The following is a 19,316-nucleotide window of genomic DNA, read 5'->3' as shown; positions in this document are numbered from 1 at the left end:
ATAGAGTGGAAGGGAATCAAAATGAATAAGAAACATGTTGTTATTTTAGGTGCTGGTTACGCAGGCTTAAAAACATTACGCGAATTACAAAAAGGCGCCAAAGACGTCGAAATTACTTTAGTGGATCGTAATAACTATCACTACGAAGCAACGGACTTGCATGAAGTTGCTGCTGGAACACAACCAGCTGAAAAAATCACATACAATATTATGGATGTTGTCGATGAAAAAATGACCACCTTTATCCAAGGAACAGTTAAAACAATTGATGCCGCAACACAAACAGTTGCTTTAGAAGATGGCCAAACAATCAATTATGATTACTTAGTTGTTTCTCTTGGGTTTGAATCAGAATCATTTGGTATCCCTGGTGTGCAAGAACATGCTCTACAAATGGTAGATGTGAAAACGGCTTTAAACGTGTATGAACATATCCAAGAACAAATGCGTCAATACAAAGCAACTCAAAACGAAGAATTCTTAAAAATTGTTGTCTGCGGAGTAGGCTTTACAGGGATTGAATTATTAGGTTCTCTTGTTGAAAACAAACCAAAATTTGCTGAAATCGCAGGTGTCTCAGCAGATCAAATCCAAATTTATTGTGTCGAAGCAGTTACTCGCCTATTGCCGATGTTTAACGAAAAACTTGCGAACTATGGTGTGCAATTATTAAAAGATTCAGCTATTCATTTATTATTAGGTAAACCGATTAAAGAAATCAAACCAGGCGCAGTTGTTTATCAAGATAACGAAGCAGGCGACTTGGCAGAACTTTCTGCCAAAACAATTATTTGGACAACGGGTGTTAGTGGAAGCCACGTTGTAGGCGATTCTGGCTTTGAAGCTCGTCGTGGTCGTGTCATGGTTCAACCAGATTTAACAGATGCGAACCATAGCAACGTCTATATTATTGGTGACTGCTCAGCAGTGATGGATACAGAAACTAATCGACCTTACCCAACAACAGCACAAATCGCCTTGAAGATGGGCGCTCATGCTGCTAAAAATATTCAAGCACAATTGAAAGGGGAAGCAACTAAACCTTTCAGCTTTAAATCACAAGGTTCTGTTTGTTCTGTCGGAAATACACGTGCTTTAGGAATTGTTGGTAAAACAGACATTAAAGGATACCCAGCTTCATTCATGAAAAAAATTATCATGAACAAAGCGCTCTTTGAAACAGGTGGTACCAAAGAAATGATGGCTAAAGGTCGTTTCGACTTATACCATTAAGAATCAGCAAAATAAGAAATAATGAGGTCGGGACAGAACCGTTTAGCTCCGAGAAATAAGAAGAAATTTCCGAAAATTGCTCTTTAATTTTTGGAGAATTTCGGCTTATTTCCGAAGGAGTTGGTTCTGTTCCCGCCGTTTATCAGTTTTTGAGCGTGGAGCAAAAATCCAAAGTGATTTTTGTCCCACGCTCATTTTTCTTAAATGAAAGTTTTTAAAAAATTTCCATGATTTTTTAAGTAAAATGAGGTGGGCACTTTTGTTCGATTCCATTTTTATGTATAATGAGAAGTGATGGAAAGAGGGAAGTTAAATGGCACAAAAAAGAGCAACAAATAAGAAAAAAAGTACGACAAAGAAAAAGACCAAAAAACAACAGCAACAACAAGAACGTTTAAATTATATGTTTCTTGGCCTGATATTTATTTTATTCGGTGTCTTCGGACTCTTTCGCTTAGGGTTTTTAGGCACGTTATTAGCAAATTGTTTACGCTTAGTTGTAGGTAATACCTTTCCATTTGCAGCGATTTTACTAATCCTGTATGGCTTATTAGTCATGATTTATGGGAAAGATTTTCCGTTAAAAAGAGGGCGCCCTATTTTTGGGGCTGTTCTGATTTATATTAGTGTTTTGTTATTTTTCCATGCCTTTATGTTTCGAAATGTTAGTGGCAGTCAACCAGATATTTTAGGTAACACTTGGGAATTTTTGCAAAGTGATTTAAAAGCCAACCAAGTGACGCAAAACGTAGGGGGTGGTATGATTGGCGCGCTGCTTTATCAAGGAACGTACTTTTTGGTGGCACAATTTGGCAGCTATTTAATTGCCACATTGCTACTGTTAGCGGGTATTTTCTTGATGAGTATGTGGGATTTTCAGCAAATTGTTGATCATTTCCAAAGTATTCAAGATCGCCTAAGTCATGTTTCGGCAAAATCACAGGCGCGACAAGAAGAAAAAGAGGCAAAGCGAGCAGCGAAGAAAGAAGCTAGGGCTGCAGAACGCCAAGCAAAAATTGAAGCCGCTGCCCAACAAAAATTACAAGAACGGGAACGTATGGAACAAGCGGCAGCCGAGCGCTTAACAAAAACACCAGTTGAAACCCACCAACCAATGGTGGAAGAACCGGCCGCACCAACGCCTGTTCAAATTGATTCGTTTCAACAGCAAAATCAGGCGATGCCTGTACCACCAATTGCAGCAACAAAACCGCAACGAGAGCAGGAAGAAGAAGCGGCAGATGAAGCTGGTGTTCTCGAATTTGAAATTTCTGAAGAAGCGGAAGACCGTGATTATCAACTACCACCAACTGATTTGTTAGATACAATTCAAGCAACGGATCAAAGTGGTGAATATGAAAAAATCGAAAAAAACATTGGCGTCTTAGAACAAACCTTCAAGAGTTTTGGTGTTGATGCTAAAGTAGTCAAAGCTAGTTTAGGACCATCTGTCACAAAATTTGAAGTTCAACCCGCTGTTGGGGTAAAAGTTAGCAAAATTGTTAACTTGACGGATGACATTGCTTTAGCGCTTGCGGCCAAAGATGTTCGTATGGAGGCCCCGATTCCTGGGAAATCACTAATTGGGATTGAAGTTCCTAATAGTGCAATTAGTACAGTATCCTTTAGAGATATTGTTGAGGCACAACCAAGTCATCCAGATAAACTATTAGAAGTACCTTTAGGTCGAGATATTTCAGGGATGGTTCAAACTGCGGATCTATCAAAAATGCCGCATTTATTAATTGCGGGATCGACAGGGAGTGGGAAATCGGTTGCTATCAATGGCATCATAACAGGTATTTTGATGCAAGCAAAACCCCATGAAGTAAAATTAATGATGATTGACCCGAAAATGGTGGAATTGAATGTGTATAACGGGATTCCTCATTTATTAACGCCAGTGGTTACTAATCCGAGAAAAGCGGCACAAGCCCTGCAAAAAGTAGTTCAAGAAATGGAATTTCGTTATGAAAAATTTGCAGCAACAGGCGTCCGAAATATCACTGGTTACAATCAACTAATTCAACAGAAAAATGCGGAAGATGGCGAAAATCGTCCGATTCTGCCATTTATTGTTGTCATTGTTGATGAGTTAGCTGATTTAATGATGGTGGCAAGTAACGAAGTAGAAGATGCGATTATCCGCTTAGCCCAAATGGCACGGGCAGCGGGCATTCATATGATTTTAGCGACACAACGGCCAAGTGTGGATGTCATTACAGGAATCATCAAAGCAAATGTCCCTTCTCGAATGGCTTTTGCAGTCTCAAGTGGGACAGACTCGCGTACCATTATTGATACCAACGGGGCGGAGAAACTATTAGGTCGAGGCGATATGCTCTTCTTACCAATGGGAGAAAATAAACCAATTCGTATCCAAGGGGCCTTTATCTCTGATCAAGAAGTCGAACGAGTGGTTGCGTTTGTAACGGACCAACAAGAAGCTGAATATCAAGAAAGCATGATGCCAACAGATGAACCGACCACTTCAGGCGGTGGCGAAGCTCCTCGAGATGAGTTGTTTGAAGAAGCGAAAAACTTGGTGGTTGAAATGCAAACAGCTAGTATTTCATTGCTACAAAGACGTTTTAGAATTGGCTATAATCGTGCGGCTCGCTTAGTAGATGAATTGGAAGCACACGGAGTTATTGGACCATCAGAAGGTAGCAAACCAAGAAAAGTCTTTCTACAAGCGGAATCAGAAGAGGCAGCACCTGAAACACCAGAACAATAAACAAAAAGAACAAAAATAGATAAATTTATCTATTTTTGTTCTTTTTTTATAATTTCAGCAAAGCATCATGTTATAATCATCATTTTCTGGTAAAATAGAAAGGAATAGTGCGGTTGGGAGGGAGCGTATCATGAGAAGAAAGAGCGTGCTTTATTTAGAAGTAGCAGATCAGATTAAAGAAGATATTTTGAGTGGCAAGTATCCAGTAGGAACGTTTTTACCAACAGAAACAGAATTGGAAGAGCTGTTTAACGTTAGTAAAATTACGATTCGGCGGGCAATCGAAATGTTAGCAACGGAAGAATTTGTTGAGAAAAAAAGTGGCCGAGGCACAACTGTGTTAAGCAATCGTCCCTATAATAAACTATCAAAAGCAGGGACATTCACTGAATTTTTGAATGAATCAGGTCAGAAAGTAACCAAAAAAGTTTTACAAGTTGAAAACTTGACGTTGTCAAAAGAGATGCCGGCTTATCAATTTTTAGGAGAAGAAGTGGTTCACCTTTCACGGTTATATCTAATCGATGAACAACCCTATATTTATTTTAATTACTATTTGCCAGCTGCCATGAAAGACATATCATTGACTGAATACAAAGAAGAATCCTTGTATCGTTTGATGGATCGACATGCCATTGAAATTTATAAATTTGAAGACCGTTTTGAAGTTGCAACTTTGACAGAAGCAGAGCAAAAGATGTTGCAAACAACTGAAACAACGGGCTTAAAAAGAATTCGGCGTTCGTTAAGCCCAACAGGTCGTTGCGTAGAATATTCAGAAGCTATTTATAATACGAAGATTCATCCTTATGTGATTGAATATGAAGCATAACTTTTAAAAGAATAACAGTGCACTTACAGTAATGTAAGTTCATTGTTATTCTTTTCTATTGTCGTTTTTTTTCGTTTTCGATACACTAAATGAGTGAGAAGAATAGGAGTGGAAAATATGTTAGAAGTACAAAATTTGAAAAAAGTTTACGGAAACGAAATTAAATATGAAGCTTTAAAAGGGATTAATTTAACTGTCCAAGACGGTGAATTTATTGGTATTATGGGACCTTCTGGAAGTGGGAAAAGTACACTTTTAAATTTATTGGCAACAATCGATAGTCCAACAGACGGTGAAATACTTTTAAATGGAAAAAATCCAAACAATTTGAATCAAGAACAAATTGCTAAATTCCGTCGTACAGAATTAGGATTTGTTTTTCAAAGCTTTAATTTAATGCCAACATTAACTGTTGAAGAAAATATTATTTTACCATTGACACTTGATGGAGAAAAAGTCTCTGTAATGAAACGACAATTAGCAGAATTAAGTGAGCGTTTAGGTATCAATCATCTGTTGAAAAAACGAATTGCAGAAATTTCTGGTGGACAAGCACAACGGGTCGCCGTTGCTCGGGCAATGATTCATCATCCACAATTATTATTGGCTGATGAACCAACAGGAAACTTAGATACGAAATCATCTAAGGATGTGATGGGCTTGTTACAACAATTAAATGAAGAAGAAGCGGCGACTATTTTAATGGTGACCCATGATCCGCTAGCCGCAAGTTATTGCAAGCGCATCGTCTTTATTAAAGATGGTGAATTAATTGATGAAATTATCCAAAACGGCAACCAAAAAGAATTCTACGATTTAATCATGGTGAAACTGGCTGAGATTGAAGGTGTCGATAATGAATTTTAATCAGTTTGTTATAAGAAACACGATTCGAAATAAGCATTTATACTTGGCTTATTTCCTAAGTACAATGTTTTCTGTGATGATCTTTTTTACGTTCACTGGTTTTGTCTTTCACCCAGCCTTAGCTAATGGTTTAAATCCTAAAGCACAAATGGGAATGACGGCTGCGGCAATTATAATCTATGGTTTCTCTTTCTTATTTGTTTTATACTCGATGGATGTCTTTATCCAATCTCGAAAAAAAGAGTTTGGAACCTTGATGATTCAAGGGATGAGTCCAAAACAGTTAAAGAAAATGATTTTTATTGAAAACTTAGTGATTGGTTTCTTTGCTACAATTTTTGGTAGCATTTTAGGTGTTGGATTTTCACAGTTTATTTTATGGATTAGCAATTTATTGATGCATCTAGGTTTAGGTTTTTATTTGCCAGTGATGCCGTTTATCATTACTGTCATTTCATTTGCGGTCTTGTTCTTAGTAATTTCTTTCTTTATTCAATTCCGCTTGCCAAAAGCGACACTTCAAGAGCTATTAAAAGCAGGAGAAATGGGTAAAGGTGAAATCAAAAGCTCTAAAGTTAAATCTTTCTTAGCCGTGTTGCTTTTAGTTGTCGGTTACGGAATTGCTTTAGTTGCTAAGGGACAGTTAGTTTTAATGGTGATGTTCCCAGTAATTTTCTTAGTTATTTTAGGGACAAAATTCTTATTTGACCAATTGAGTGTTTCTGTCATTGAACGTTTAAAACGGAAACCAAAAATCTTTTGGAAAAAAACCAATATGGTCGTTTTATCAGATTTAGCATTCCGCATGAAAGATAATGCACGTTCGTTCTTCTTGGTTTCGGTGATATCAACGGTTGCTTTTGCTGCCATTGGAACGTTATACGGCGTGAATGAGATGATTTTTAAAGGAATAAGTTCTGTACCGTACGAACTGACATTGTCTGATTCGACCAACCCAGAAAATCAAGAAATGAAACAATTTGCGACAAAAACATTCCAAGAAAAAAATATTCAGTTTGATCAGATTGATTACACAATGTACAAAACAAGTGCCGGTATCCAATTAATCAAAACATCTGAATATAATAAACTCGCAAAATTTATAGATGAACCAACTTTAACAGGTGAGAAAGTAGTTAATTTATCACAAAAAGATGCTCCTTCTGCTGCATCAGTAGATGTCAAATCTGTTCAATTGGGAAATGATCAAGTTTTAAACATTGATAAAACAGAAGAAACCAATGTATTACCGACTTTTGGCGGTGTGGTTGTTATCCCAGATAGTACCTCAACAGATGGAATCAAAGCGGAAACAGAAACAATTTGGCAACCAAAAGAAGGCACAGATAAAGAAACCTTAATTGATGCTGAAAATATTATTGGTGACAAGTATCCCATGTTACTAGGAACCGCGGCTACAGTTGCAGGTATTACGCAATTTTATACGCCAGTTCTATTTGTCGGACTATTTATCGGTATCGTGTTCTTTGTTTCGGCGGGTAGTTTCTTATACTTCCGTTTATACAGTGATATGAATACGGACGTTGAAAAATTCAAGATGATTTACAAACTTGGTTTGACGAAAAAAGAATTGAAGAAAATGATTTACCAACAAGTAGGTATTTTATTCTTTACCCCAATTGTTGTTTCATTTATTCATGGAGCTGTTGCTTTGAAAGCAATGTATGCTGTCTTAGATCAGCCAATGCAATTAGCTGGCTGGCAAGTTTTAGGCGTTTTCTTATTGATTCAGGTCGTTTACTATTTAATTGCTAGAACGTTCTACTTCAAAAAAGTTTATCACTTAGTGAAAGATTAATTATAAAAAATCGTTAAGCATGCACGCTTAACGATTTTTTTTGATGTTCTTCGTGATATTGCATTCAAAGTGAGAATACGTTATAGTTATGAAGCGAATGTAATAGCAGAAATGAGGAAAAGAAATGCAGAAAGAATCCATTTATGGACTGACGAGAGAACAGCTTGTGGACTGGTTTTTAGCCCATGGCGAGAAGAAATTTCGCGCAACACAAGTGTGGGAATGGTTGTATACAAAACGTGTTGCTTCATTTAGTGAAATGTCGAACATTTCTAAATCGTTGATGACTTTATTAGAAGAAAATTTTTCATTAAATCCATTAAAACAAGTCATTGTGCAAGAAGCGCAAGATGGTACCGTGAAATATTTATTTGAATTACCAGATAAAAATATGATTGAAACAGTCTTGATGCGTCAAGAATATGGATTATCTGTTTGTGTGACCACTCAAGTTGGCTGCAATATTGGGTGTACATTTTGTGCTAGTGGGCTATTAAAAAAACAAAGAGATTTAACTGCTGGCGAGATTGTTGCCCAAATTATGTGGGTGCAACATTATTTCGATGAACGTGGGTTGGATGAACGTGTTAGCCATGTCGTTGTGATGGGAATTGGTGAACCATTTGATAATTACGCCAATGTCATGAACTTTTTACGAACGATTAATGATGATAAAGGCTTGGCTATTGGTGCCCGCCATATTACAGTTTCAACAAGTGGTTTAGTGCCAAAAATTCGTGAATTTGCAGACAGTGGACTACAAGTAAACTTAGCAATCTCATTACATGCTCCTAACAACGAAGTCCGTACATCAATTATGCGGATTAATCGTAGTTTTCCAATTGAAAAATTAATGGCAGCAATTGATGAATACATTGAAAAAACCAACCGACGTGTTACATTTGAATATATTATGTTGAGTCAAGTGAACGACCGACCAGAACATGCTCAACAATTAGCAGATTTACTACGGAATAAGAAAAAACTTTCTTATGTTAATCTGATTCCGTATAACCCAGTGAGTGAACACGATCAATATAGCCGAAGCTCTAAAGAAGCGGTATTAAAATTTTATGATGTACTCAAAAAGAATGGCATCAATTGTGTTATTCGTAAAGAGCACGGAACAGATATTGATGCGGCTTGCGGACAATTACGCAGCAAACAAATGAAAAAAGAAAAAGTCGAAAACCAATAACGTAGTTAAAATCGGATCAAAAAGGTTTCTTTTTGATCCGATTTTTTATTTATTTAATGAAAAATCGTAAATTTCTCAATTCTTGTTTATAAACAAAAGATGAATGCTCTAAAACTTTTATGACAAATTTTCTTTTTGTGGTTTTCAAACTTGAAATTCTAAAAGAAATAGCTATACTGAAAAGAGATCGTTACAGAATTTTTCATGAAAACAGCTATTATTTTCGTTATTTTTTCAAGAAAGTGGAAATTTTGTTACGCTTGTTTATTTTAGATGAAATGAGGGAGTCTATGGAGAAAAAGCAATTAAAAAGAGAGATAACAACGTTTGGTGCGTTATCCACGGTAATGGGTACGGTGATTGGCGCTGGTGTTTTCTTTAAAGCTGCGAGTGTCGTTGGACACGCACAGTCAGCTAGTTTAGCTATTTTTGCTTGGGTGTTAGGTGGTGCCTTAACCATTTGTGCAGGATTAACCAGCGCCGAACTTGCTACAGCAATCCCTGAAACAGGTGGCGCAGTGAAGTATATTGAATATACATATGGTAAATTAGCTGGTTTTCTTTTAGGGTGGGCACAAAGTATCATTTATTATCCTGCCAACATTTCGGCGTTATCCATTATTTTTAGTACACAACTAATCAATTTGTTTCATTTATCGGCAAATTTATTGATTCCAATTGCCATTCTTGCGGGAACCAGTATCACGATAATTAATTTATTAGGAACAAAAATTGCTTCTTTGGTCCAATCAACGACATTGGTAGTAAAACTGATTCCAATTGCCTTGATTTCTTTAGTAGGATTATTTACTCCCGGACAGGTAGCTGTTTCACTTTTTCCTGTTGAAACAACAGCGAATACTGGCTTTTTAGTTGCTTTTTGTGGCGCCTTAGTCGCCACCATGTTTGCTTATGATGGCTGGCTAGGTGTGGGTAACGTGGCTGGTGAAATGAAGCGACCAGAAAGAGACTTGCCTAAAGCCATTATTTTTGGTTTGTTATTGATTACTTTAATTTATGCTTTAATTAATTTTGTGTTTCTAAAAACATTACCAATTGAGCAAATCGCTGGGAATTTGAATGCAGCTTCTGATGCTTCTGTGGCTATTTTTGGACCAATTGGTGGCAAAATCGTAACTATTGGGATTTTAATCTCTGTATATGGTGCGTTAAACGGCTACACAATGACAGGGATTCGGATTCCTTATGCCTTAGCCTTAGATAATCTGATGCCTTTTAGTCGTCAGTTTCAAAAGTTGTCTAAACGCTTTGTTGTTCCTTACGTTGCTGGAATTTTCCAGTTAGCTGTAGCCATTATCATGATGTTTTTCGGGACCTTCGATTTATTGACGGATATGTTAGTTTTTGTTATGTGGCTGTTTAATCTATTAATTTTCTTAGCCGTTTTTATTTTAAGAAAACGAGAACCTGAATTAAAACGACCGTATAAAGTTCCTGGCTATCCAATTATTCCAATTATCGCAAGTCTAGGTGGTATCTTTATCTTGGTTACAACGAGTATTACACAGCCTATTCTAGCATTGATTGGTATAGGAATTACGCTTCTAGGAATTCCAGTTTATTTAGTTAATAAACAAAAAATGAAGCCAAAAATGTAAACGATCCGATCTGATTCTCATAGTTTTTCTCAAAAATTTTGTGATTCAGAGAAATTTTTGAAAACTAAACGCAAAATTTTTTTAGTATAATACTAAGTGTCTAGTAGTTCCACTATTTTGGGGAAGATAGATGGACAGCGCAAACTTCAAAAAAGAACCTTCATCTTATTGGTGAAGGTTCTTTTTTTTGCTGAAATCATAAAATAAATGCGTAGTTTATTAGTGAGAGGAGGAAATGAATGACTGAAAATGTAAAAAAATTGGCCCATCAATTAATTGAATGGGGCGTCCTTCATGGGGCACAAGACGTTTATTTTTTACCCAATGATACCGAAATAGCTATCTCTTTTCGGACAGGGATGCAACGGACAACTTACACACAAGTTTCCGCAGAAATAGGCGAAAAGTTAATTTTCCACTTTAAATTTATAGGCGGCATGGATGTCGGAGAAAGACGAAAAGCACAATTAGGCGCGACAACTTATCTAATTGGCGAGATGAAGCAACGCTTGCGTTTATCATCTGTGGGAGATTTTCAGAATCGAGAGAGCTTAGTGATTCGTTTTTTACACCGATTCGGTAAACAAGCTGAACATTTTTTCTTTCCCCACCAGCTAAATGAAATTGAAGCATCTTGTCAGAAACGAGGACTTTATTTATTCAGTGGGCCAGTTGGTTCCGGGAAAACAACAACCATGTATCGTGTGGCTAAACAAAGAAGTGGCGAACAACAAGTGATAGCGATTGAGGATCCTGTTGAAATTGAGGAAAAACAGTTTTTACAGTTGCAAACAAATGAAAAAATTCAGTTAACTTATGAAGCCTTAATCAAAGTTTGCTTGCGCCATCATCCTGATATTTTGATTATTGGTGAAATTCGTGATGGCGAGACGGCTCAAGCAGTTATTCGAGCCGCCTTAACGGGTCATACTATTTTTGCGACAATTCACGCCCGTAACTTATTGGGAGTGCAACGGCGTTTGATAGAATTAGGTGGCCCAGAGCATGAATTGGCTGAATACTTGCAAGGTATCATTTATCAACAGATTTTGACAACCACGATTAATAAGGAACAAGTAGCGGGAATTCTTTATGATTATTTCTTCTTTAAGGAAGCCGTTATAAAGAGTAGTTGGCAAAAGAATCTAAGAAAGGCGTGGGCGTATGGGTTTATTACAGAAAAAACGTATTTTCAAGCCATCGAATAAATTAACGAAAAAACAACAGCAGCTTTTTCTGAAACTATTAGCGGATTTGCTTGCAAATGGTTTTAATATACAAGAAAGTTTTTCCTTCATGAAAAAATCAAACGCATTACCCCAGCACAGTATAACTTTTTTAGTTGAAGGCTTTTCCTCAGGCATTGTCTTACAAGCTTTAGTCGAAGAATTAGGATTTTCAACAATGGTCTCGGCACAATTGTCGTTTGCTGCTGCACACGGGGATTTGGTAGGGACACTACAAGCGATTTCCGAACATTTTTTTCAAACGGAAAAATATCGGCAACAGTTCTATAAAATAATTAGTTATCCGCTGCTCCTGATTGCTTTTTTGATTCTCGTCATTGTTGGTATTCGGCAATTTTTATTGCCCCAATTAATGGAAAATGATGCCAATAGTTATTCTAAAAATATTGGGATTCTTCTGATTGTTTACAGTCCATACATTCTGGTTACCTTAGTTTTTGTCCTCTCATTTAGTTTCTTCATTTTAAACCGTTATTTGAAGCATCAGTCTGCTATTCAGCGGGCCTTCGTATATCTGAAACTACCAATTATCCGTGGACTTTATCGGGAATACGTCAGTGCTTTTTTTGCACTAGAATGGGGGAAGTTGCTTGCACAAGGATTAGAAATGAAAGAGGTCATCGATTTGATGCGCCATACAACCAATTACCCCTTAATGAAAGAATTAGCTGGAGCAATTAGTGAAGGACTGCTAGTTGGTGAAACCTTACATAGACAATTAGCTGCTTATCCTTTTTTTACGAAAGCATTGAGTTTAATGATTCAACAAGGAGAAGTAAAAGGAAAATTAGGCAAGGAGTTGATGGTTTATAGTAATGTCTGTTTCCAAGGTTTTTTCAAAAAAATTGAACGAGTCATTACTCTTGTTCAACCACTTATTTTTATCATAATTGCTTGTTTAATTATCGGTGTTTATGGGGCAATGTTGCTGCCTATTTATGGCAATATGGAAGGAGTTTTATAATGAAAAAGAAACAAAAATACGCAGGGTTTACATTATTAGAAATGTTGATTGTCTTATTGATTATTTCCGTATTGATTTTACTTTTTGTTCCTAACTTAGCGAAACATAAAGAAACAGTTGATAAAAAAGGCAATGAAGCAATCGTAAAAATTGTAGAATCACAAAGCGAGCTCTACACACTAGAAAAAAATAAGACGCCTTCCTTAAATGAATTAGTCAACGAAGGCTACATTACTAAAGAGCAGTTAGATAAATATACAGCAGAAAAGCAATGAACAAGTCAGCAGGATTCACATTAATGGAAACACTTGCTAGTTTAACGATTGTTTGCTTTATGACTATGCTCCCAACACTCGCTATTCACCGCTGGCAAGAAACATTAAAAATTGAACAGTTTCTTGCTACGGTAGAAAAACAACTTCGTTTTGCGCAACAGCAAGCAATTGTTTTAGAGGAAACACAAGAAGTTTGGTTTTTTGAAGAACAACAAAGCTTTTCATTTCCTGATAAATTGAACCAATCAGCTCGAAGGACTTCGCTAGCTGTACCTGAAAAAATGACAGTGAGTGGCCCAAGCAAACTTAGTTTTCTTCATTCGTCAGGAAACAATGGCCGTTTAGTGAAATATATTTTTACTTGGACTGAAAAGAAACAGCAACTTATTTTACAATTTCAGATGGGGAGTGGCAAATATACGAAGAAAATTAACTATTTATAGCGGTTTTATTTTATTAGAGAGTCTCGTTAGTTTTAGTATTGTATGTGTGGTAGCAGGGATATTCTCCCTGACTATTACACAATTAATTCAGCAAAATTATCAACGGGAGCAAGAATTAACGCGCACTCGTCTTGGATACGAAGCAATTTTATTTTTAGAGCAGACGGGTGATTTACGTTTCAAAGAGCGGATATATCAAGGAGAAACTTACCGATTTTTTTTGATGGAGAACGAGGGAAGAAGGATACTAAAAGTCACAGATTCAAGAGGAGCGATTTTGATTGGTGAATAAAAAATATGCGGGTTTTACGATGTTAGAGTGTTTAGTGGCACTAGTCGTTTTAAGTTGTATGTGTCAATTGTTTCAGTTGATGATTCAACAAAGTTTTATCGGAAATCAATATTTGAAAAACAATGATTCGAAATCCTGGCATATTTTTTTAATTCAATTAGAAAAAGAATGTCAAAAGCTCGTTTTCCAAACAGGCTCTGCTCAAGAGATTTCTTTCCTCGACTCAGAAACAAACAAGACTATTTCAATTCAAATCAAAGAAGATAAAATTATTAAGCGAGTCAATGGTAAAGGCTACCAACCGCTGTTAATTGGTATCAAAAATGGCCAGTTTAAAAATGAAGGACAATCGTTTACTTTGGAAGTTACTTTTACTTCTGGAAAAACATTTGATAGTTTTTTTCCAATAAAGGGAGAATTTTAATGAGGCAAAAATATTCAGGAAACTTATTGTTCACGGCCGTGGCATTTGTTTATTTGATGAGTTTTCTCGCCCTTCAGTTACTAGAAGAACGTCAGTTAACACAAAAATTTACGCAAGCTACCCAGGAATACTATGCAGGGAAAAGTATCCTTCATTTATTTCTTGCAGATGTTAAACAAAATAGACGAAAGTTAAAAACAGAAGAAAGGCTCTTATACGCGCAAGTGACCCTCGATTATACATACAAAAATGAACAATTAAGAATAACTGTTTTATTAAACAAATCTGGTCGAAAATACCAATATCAAGAGAGAGTTTCTCATCAAAAAAAAGCGGAAACAATACTGGAATAGCGTTGTTTTTCTACAAATTATTAGATTTTAGAAGAAAGACAGTAAAGGCATTGATTATTCTTTCTTTTTTCGTTAAAATAAAACAGGTATGGAAGTTGTTACATTTTGAATAGAATAGAGGTGCTAATTTGTTCCCAGAAAAAATTGAAGAGGCTTTCGAGCCAATGGAACAAGCAATCCAGTTATTGCAACAGTCATTGGATACTTCTTTTTTAGATGCGTATATTGAAAATGGTGAAAATATTTTAGATGATTTTCAAGTACGAGTACTTGACGGAGTACCTAATCCAGAGACAGTGAAACAATTAGAAACGCTGTATCATACGATTAAAAAAATTGATTTAGCTCCTGAAGATGTGCGACGCTTGTCCCAATTACTTTTGTTAAAAGGAACGAGAAAAGAGCAGCTTCAAGCAAATCATCAATTGACGCCAGACGGTATTGGCTTTTTGTTTGTTTATTTAGTAGAACAATTAACAAATAAATCAGAGCCATTAAAAATTTTAGATCCTGCTTCAGGAATGGGAAATTTACTGTTAACGGTTCTGCTGAACCTTGAAACAGCTGGTTACAAAGTTTCTGGTTATGGTGTGGATATCGACGAAACACTTCTGGCAGTATCTTCTGTGAACAATGCTTGGTCACAAGCCAATATTCAGTTGTTCCATCAAGACGGATTGCAAGATTTGTTATTGGATCCAGTTGATTTAGCATTAAGTGACTTGCCGATTGGCTATTATCCAAATGATGAGCGAGCAAAGGGATTTGCTGCTGCTGCGGAGGAAGGCCATAGTTATGCGCATCACTTATTAATGGAACAAGCCATGAAATACGTGAAGCCAGCAGGGTTTGGCTTATTCTTAATCCCGACCAATATTTTAGAGACTGAGCAAAGTGAATTCTTTAAAAATTGGTTGACAAAAAATGTCTATTTACAAGGAATGATACAGTTACCTGATGAATTGTTTAAGTCAGAACAATCACGTAAAAGTATCTTGCTTGTTCAAAACAAGGGTGCAGATGCTGAGCAAGTGAAGGAAGTTTTGTTAGCAAAACTTGCCTCTTTGAAAGATATCAATAAAGTAACGGAGTTCTTTAAACAATTTGAAGCTTGGAAAGCTTCAAATTTAAAATAAAATAGTAACGAAGAGGAGAAAATTATGTCTAAAACAATTGCAATTAATGCAGGTAGTTCAAGTTTAAAATGGCAATTATACCAAATGCCAAATGAAGAAGTGATCGCTAAAGGAATCGTTGAACGTATTGGCTTAAAAGATTCTATCTTCACAATTAAATATGGTGAAGGACAAAAATATGAAGTAATTGTTGATATTGATAACCATGAAGTGGCAGTAAAAATGTTACTAGACCAATTAATCGACTTAAACATTTTAGGTTCTTATGATGAAATTACTGGTGTTGGTCACCGTGTAGTTGCTGGTGGAGAAGAATTTAAAGATTCTGTTGTTATTACAGACGAAGTATTAGAAAAAATTGAAGCTTTATCTGAATTAGCACCTTTACACAACCCAGCGAATGCAATGGGGATTAAAGCATTTAAACATATCTTACCAGAAATCATTAGCGTGGCAGTCTTTGATACGTCGTTCCACACAACAATGCCAGAACACAACTATTTATATAGTGTACCGCGTGAATACTATGAAAAATTTGCTGCTCGTAAATATGGGGCACATGGAACAAGTCATCGTTATGTCTCTCAACGTGCTGCAGAAATGCTAGGTCGTCCAATTGAAGACTTAAAAATTATCACTTGTCACTTAGGAAATGGTGCTTCAATCACTGCAGTTGATGGTGGTAAATCAGTCGATACATCAATGGGCTTCACTCCTCTTGCTGGCGTTACAATGGGGACTCGTTCAGGGGATGTTGATGCGTCACTATTGCCTTATTTAATGACAAAACTTGGCTTGACTGATGTACAAGACATGGTTGATATTTTAAACAAAAAATCTGGTTTATTAGGTTTAACAAATGGTTTATCAAGCGACATGCGCGATATTCAATCAAATCTAGATAAACCTGAAGTTCAAACAGCATACAACATTTTTATCGATCGTATTCGTAAATACATTGGTAGCTATGTCACTGTTATGAATGGCGTTGATGCGATTGTCTTTACTGCTGGAATCGGTGAAAATGCTGTTGGTGTTCGTAAAGATATTATTGATGGCATGACTTGGTTTGGTTGTGAAATCGATGATGACAAAAATAATGTACACGGTGAAGAAGCAGTTATCTCAACTGATGATTCAAAAATCAAGCTTCTATTAGTACCAACTGACGAAGAGTTAATGATTGCCCGTGACGTAGAACGTCTAAAATAATTAAACGAACACACCTTGTGAGACGCTCTCACAAGGTGTGCTTAATAGGTAAATAAGAAAAAACTGAGCCAACTATCAAAAGTGATAGTTGGCTCAGTTTCTTTTTATTTTTTATTTTTCTTCATTTTTTGGTAATTTGTTGTCTAAATCCGTCCGTACAACGAGAACATCGCAACTAGCGTTACGGATAACTGATTCAGAGACAGAGCCAATAAATAAACGCTCAACGGCATTTAATCCAGTTGCTCCTAACATAATTAAATCAATGTTGTATTCTTTTGGTAATTCTTTGGCAATAATGTTCTTAGGAGAACCATAGGCTAGAACGCTAGAGACTTTTGTTTGTCCCATATCCATCGCTTGTTGTTGGTAGGTGTCTAAGGTTTCTTTTGCCATTGACATTGCTTCTTCTGCTAGCGCACCATCAAAAGAGGACACTGATTGGAAAGAGCGCGTATCAACAACATGTGCTAATAGTAATTCAGCATCGTTTCGTTTAGCGACGTTGACCGCTTTTTTAAAGGCTAAGTCTGCTTCGTCAGAACCATCGATTGCTATCATAATTTTTTGATATTGTTGTAACATAATAACCGCTCCTTTCAGCGTAAAAAAAATCATTAATTGTTTCTATAATAATTGTAAAACAAACAAAGAAAAAAAGAAACTGAAACCGCTTCTTTTTTTCTGAATATTAGCATTTTTTTGTAAAAAAAACTTCGTTCAAAAAAATCTTTTTGAACGAAGTTTTAAAATCATCGTCTTTTATGACATTTTTTTTGCAAAAGTTAAACTAAACAACGTTGAAAGTAATAAAACAAAAAAGATAAAACCAATTGACAATAACGGGCGATTAAAAATAGCCGCTAGAACACCTAGAATGGCGATAATCAAGTAATAACGCCCAAAACGTTCGATAAACTGTTGACTTTCTGTTGCAGTTTCTTTTTTTAAGAGTGGTAAAAAAGCTGCACTTTTCTTCATCAAATAATAACTGGCTACGCCTGTGACAACGGCGAGTAATAGTACGAGTATACGAATCATCTTGTCCTCCAAAAAAAAACAACTTGCCAGAGCAAATTGTTTAGAAATCTACATAAAAATGGTAAAATCCGTCGATGCCGGTAATCGTCCTAGAGTATTGAACCCGCAAGATAAGCAGGTGGGTTCCTCGATCGCAGTATTGAACTACCAAAAGAAAAGGCATGTTACCAACTTTGATACAAGCAGGATCCCTAGATATCAATAAAAATGTTCGGTCAACACAGTGAAAGGACAACGCGTACATCACAGATTTACCATCTTTATAATAGCATACTCTCTCAAAATCGGCAACGAGATTGTTTCTTTTTTTGAAAGCGTATTATTTTGTTATTTTTTCTGTTTCCATTCTTGGATACGCTTGAGTTGCTGATGTAAGGCTTGTTCATATTTACCAATATCAATCGGCTCGTAATAACGTGCCTCTTTTAATTTGTCAGGTAAGTATTGCTGATTGACCCAACCGTTTTCAAAATTATGTGGGTATTGATAACCAATACCACGGTTTAATTCTTTGGCTCCAGCATAGTGGGCATCACGCAAATGATCAGGAACGTCTCCCACAGAGCCTTGTCGAATATCTGCCAAAGCAGCATCAATCGCTGTGACTGCAGAATTTGATTTTGGGGATAAACATAAATCAATGACGACACTAGCTAGAGGAATCCTAGCTTCTGGAAACCCTAGCTTTTCGGCGGCTTGAACAGCGGTGACTGTCCGAGCGGCGGCCGCAGGATTCCCAAGACCGATATCCTCGTAAGCAATGACCATTAAACGACGACAAATAATCGGTAAATCACCTGCTTCAACTAAGCGACCCAAATAATGAAGTGCAGCATCTACATCGCTTCCTCGGATCGACTTTTGGAAAGCGGAAATTACATCATAATGGGCATCGCCATCTTTATCATGGGTTAAGGCTTTTCTTTGCACGCACTCTTCAATAATCGGTAAGGTGATCTTAATTTCGCCTTGTTCATTTTTTGGTGTTGATTTAACAGCTAATTCTAGTCCATTTAGCGCACTACGTAAGTCACCGTTCGTTGCGCGTGTCAAATGTTGTAATGCTTTTTCTTCTAAGTGGACGGGATAATCGCCTAAGCCACGTGTGCTATCGGTTAAGGCTTCTTGAATCGCTTGCTGAATGTCTGTTTCTGTTAAGGGCTTTACTTCAAAAATTTGCGTGCGACTACGAATCGCAGGATTAATTGTAATATATGGATTTTCGGTAGTGGCTCCAATCATAATAATTCGTCCGTTTTCTAAATGAGGGAGCAAAAAATCTTGTTTTGTTTTATCTAATCGGTGAATTTCATCAAGCAGTAAAATCACTGTGCCACTCATTTTGGCTTCTTCAGCAACGATTTGTAAATCTTTTTTGGTGTCTGTGGCCGCGTTCAACATGCGAAAGGCATAATTTGTTGAACCAGCGATTGCGCTGGCAATACTGGTTTTTCCAGTGCCAGGCGGCCCATAAAGAATCATCGATGAAAGCATTTTGGCTTCGACCATCCGACGAATAATTTTACCAGGGCCGACTAAATGTTGTTGACCAACCACTTCGTCTAAGTGACGAGGTCTCATTCGATAGGCTAAAGGTTGTTGCATAAAAGGACCTCCTTTTTCA

At 36.7% G+C, this 19,316-nt stretch carries 19 protein-coding genes and 1 other RNA gene; 16 read left to right on the top strand and 4 right to left on the bottom strand.

Annotated elements, in window-relative coordinates:
* The first annotated feature begins 21 nt into the window (after positions 1–21).
* The 16 genes from IGK70_RS08870 to IGK70_RS08795 all read left to right on the top strand — a co-directional run bounded on the left by IGK70_RS08870 (position 22) and on the right by IGK70_RS08795 (position 16,651).
* Complete coding sequence (locus tag IGK70_RS08870; RefSeq protein WP_438775222.1) at positions 22–1,233, top strand: NAD(P)/FAD-dependent oxidoreductase; 1,212 nt, start codon at positions 22–24, stop codon at positions 1,231–1,233.
* A gap of 313 nt (positions 1,234–1,546) precedes the next feature.
* Positions 1,547–3,970 (top strand): DNA translocase FtsK, encoded by a 2,424-nt coding sequence (locus IGK70_RS08865; RefSeq protein ID WP_071981491.1) that lies wholly within the window; start codon positions 1,547–1,549, stop codon positions 3,968–3,970.
* Between the two features lie 130 nt (positions 3,971–4,100).
* On the top strand, positions 4,101–4,802 hold the full coding sequence (locus IGK70_RS08860; protein WP_071981490.1) for a GntR family transcriptional regulator: 702 nt from the start codon (positions 4,101–4,103) through the stop codon (positions 4,800–4,802).
* Between the two features lie 117 nt (positions 4,803–4,919).
* Positions 4,920–5,669, top strand: coding sequence for an ABC transporter ATP-binding protein (locus IGK70_RS08855; protein ID WP_002384339.1), 750 nt, complete (start codon positions 4,920–4,922; stop codon positions 5,667–5,669).
* Positions 5,659–7,488 (top strand): ABC transporter permease, encoded by a 1,830-nt coding sequence (locus IGK70_RS08850; protein WP_002389252.1) that lies wholly within the window; start codon positions 5,659–5,661, stop codon positions 7,486–7,488. The genes IGK70_RS08855 and IGK70_RS08850 overlap by 11 nt, the downstream gene beginning before the upstream one ends.
* 124 nt (positions 7,489–7,612) lie before the next feature.
* Complete coding sequence (gene rlmN, locus IGK70_RS08845) at positions 7,613–8,686, top strand: 23S rRNA (adenine(2503)-C(2))-methyltransferase RlmN (RefSeq protein ID WP_071981489.1); 1,074 nt, start codon at positions 7,613–7,615, stop codon at positions 8,684–8,686.
* A gap of 290 nt (positions 8,687–8,976) precedes the next feature.
* Positions 8,977–10,305, top strand: a complete 1,329-nt coding sequence (locus IGK70_RS08840; protein ID WP_438775221.1) for an APC family permease — start codon at positions 8,977–8,979, stop codon at positions 10,303–10,305.
* A 239-nt stretch (positions 10,306–10,544) separates the two neighbouring features.
* Entirely contained in the window at positions 10,545–11,513 is a 969-nt protein-coding gene (comGA, locus tag IGK70_RS08835; protein WP_071981487.1) for a competence type IV pilus ATPase ComGA, read from the top strand.
* Positions 11,470–12,516, top strand: a complete 1,047-nt coding sequence (gene comGB / locus IGK70_RS08830) for a competence type IV pilus assembly protein ComGB (protein ID WP_104855908.1) — start codon at positions 11,470–11,472, stop codon at positions 12,514–12,516. Before comGA ends, comGB begins: the two co-directional genes overlap by 44 nt.
* The gene (gene comGC / locus IGK70_RS08825; RefSeq protein WP_071981485.1) at positions 12,516–12,791 is read left to right on the top strand and encodes a competence type IV pilus major pilin ComGC; all 276 of its coding nucleotides are present in this window, start codon (positions 12,516–12,518) and stop codon (positions 12,789–12,791) included. Before comGB ends, comGC begins: the two co-directional genes overlap by 1 nt.
* Complete coding sequence (gene comGD, locus IGK70_RS08820) at positions 12,788–13,234, top strand: competence type IV pilus minor pilin ComGD (RefSeq protein WP_002366895.1); 447 nt, start codon at positions 12,788–12,790, stop codon at positions 13,232–13,234. Before comGC ends, comGD begins: the two co-directional genes overlap by 4 nt.
* Positions 13,200–13,526, top strand: coding sequence for a type II secretion system protein (locus IGK70_RS08815; RefSeq protein ID WP_010712601.1), 327 nt, complete (start codon positions 13,200–13,202; stop codon positions 13,524–13,526). Before comGD ends, IGK70_RS08815 begins: the two co-directional genes overlap by 35 nt.
* A complete protein-coding gene (gene comGF / locus IGK70_RS08810; RefSeq protein WP_002357060.1) occupies positions 13,516–13,950 on the top strand; it encodes a competence type IV pilus minor pilin ComGF in 435 nt (144 codons plus the stop codon). Before IGK70_RS08815 ends, comGF begins: the two co-directional genes overlap by 11 nt.
* The gene (gene comGG / locus IGK70_RS08805; protein WP_071981483.1) at positions 13,950–14,303 is read left to right on the top strand and encodes a competence type IV pilus minor pilin ComGG; all 354 of its coding nucleotides are present in this window, start codon (positions 13,950–13,952) and stop codon (positions 14,301–14,303) included. Before comGF ends, comGG begins: the two co-directional genes overlap by 1 nt.
* Before the next feature lie 128 nt (positions 14,304–14,431).
* Positions 14,432–15,439 (top strand): class I SAM-dependent methyltransferase, encoded by a 1,008-nt coding sequence (locus IGK70_RS08800; RefSeq protein ID WP_002357063.1) that lies wholly within the window; start codon positions 14,432–14,434, stop codon positions 15,437–15,439.
* A 24-nt stretch (positions 15,440–15,463) separates the two neighbouring features.
* Positions 15,464–16,651, top strand: a complete 1,188-nt coding sequence (locus tag IGK70_RS08795) for an acetate/propionate family kinase (RefSeq protein ID WP_002357064.1) — start codon at positions 15,464–15,466, stop codon at positions 16,649–16,651.
* A gap of 111 nt (positions 16,652–16,762) precedes the next feature.
* Here the strand turns inward: IGK70_RS08795 and IGK70_RS08790 are convergent, their stop codons facing one another.
* From IGK70_RS08790 to IGK70_RS08775, 4 genes are all read right to left on the bottom strand, one after another.
* Entirely contained in the window at positions 16,763–17,236 is a 474-nt protein-coding gene (locus IGK70_RS08790; RefSeq protein ID WP_071981482.1) for a universal stress protein, read from the bottom strand.
* Between the two features lie 177 nt (positions 17,237–17,413).
* The gene (locus tag IGK70_RS08785) at positions 17,414–17,692 is read right to left on the bottom strand and encodes a hypothetical protein (protein WP_002380425.1); all 279 of its coding nucleotides are present in this window, start codon (positions 17,690–17,692) and stop codon (positions 17,414–17,416) included.
* A gap of 61 nt (positions 17,693–17,753) precedes the next feature.
* Positions 17,754–17,947: non-coding RNA, 6S RNA (gene ssrS / locus IGK70_RS08780), on the bottom strand.
* A gap of 72 nt (positions 17,948–18,019) precedes the next feature.
* Positions 18,020–19,297 (bottom strand): replication-associated recombination protein A, encoded by a 1,278-nt coding sequence (locus IGK70_RS08775; protein WP_002360030.1) that lies wholly within the window; start codon positions 19,295–19,297, stop codon positions 18,020–18,022.
* Positions 19,298–19,316: the final 19 nt, after the last annotated feature.

The organism is Enterococcus sp. DIV0358, from assembly GCF_051713465.1.
Lineage (GTDB): Bacteria > Bacillota > Bacilli > Lactobacillales > Enterococcaceae > Enterococcus > Enterococcus faecalis.
This window is presented reverse-complemented; position numbering and strand designations above follow the sequence as displayed.

Coding starts and splice junctions, on each gene's coding strand:
- IGK70_RS08790 (WP_071981482.1), bottom strand. CDS start 17,236: ATGTTACAACAATATCAAAAAATTATGATAGCAATCGATGGTTCTGAC.
- IGK70_RS08850 (WP_002389252.1), top strand. CDS start 5,659: ATGAATTTTAATCAGTTTGTTATAAGAAACACGATTCGAAATAAGCAT.
- IGK70_RS08870 (WP_438775222.1), top strand. CDS start 22: ATGAATAAGAAACATGTTGTTATTTTAGGTGCTGGTTACGCAGGCTTA.
- comGB (WP_104855908.1), top strand. CDS start 11,470: ATGGGTTTATTACAGAAAAAACGTATTTTCAAGCCATCGAATAAATTA.
- IGK70_RS08785 (WP_002380425.1), bottom strand. CDS start 17,692: ATGATTCGTATACTCGTACTATTACTCGCCGTTGTCACAGGCGTAGCC.
- comGD (WP_002366895.1), top strand. CDS start 12,788: ATGAACAAGTCAGCAGGATTCACATTAATGGAAACACTTGCTAGTTTA.
- IGK70_RS08795 (WP_002357064.1), top strand. CDS start 15,464: ATGTCTAAAACAATTGCAATTAATGCAGGTAGTTCAAGTTTAAAATGG.
- IGK70_RS08865 (WP_071981491.1), top strand. CDS start 1,547: ATGGCACAAAAAAGAGCAACAAATAAGAAAAAAAGTACGACAAAGAAA.
- IGK70_RS08840 (WP_438775221.1), top strand. CDS start 8,977: ATGGAGAAAAAGCAATTAAAAAGAGAGATAACAACGTTTGGTGCGTTA.
- rlmN (WP_071981489.1), top strand. CDS start 7,613: ATGCAGAAAGAATCCATTTATGGACTGACGAGAGAACAGCTTGTGGAC.
- IGK70_RS08855 (WP_002384339.1), top strand. CDS start 4,920: ATGTTAGAAGTACAAAATTTGAAAAAAGTTTACGGAAACGAAATTAAA.
- comGC (WP_071981485.1), top strand. CDS start 12,516: ATGAAAAAGAAACAAAAATACGCAGGGTTTACATTATTAGAAATGTTG.
- comGG (WP_071981483.1), top strand. CDS start 13,950: ATGAGGCAAAAATATTCAGGAAACTTATTGTTCACGGCCGTGGCATTT.
- comGA (WP_071981487.1), top strand. CDS start 10,545: ATGACTGAAAATGTAAAAAAATTGGCCCATCAATTAATTGAATGGGGC.
- IGK70_RS08860 (WP_071981490.1), top strand. CDS start 4,101: ATGAGAAGAAAGAGCGTGCTTTATTTAGAAGTAGCAGATCAGATTAAA.
- IGK70_RS08775 (WP_002360030.1), bottom strand. CDS start 19,297: ATGCAACAACCTTTAGCCTATCGAATGAGACCTCGTCACTTAGACGAA.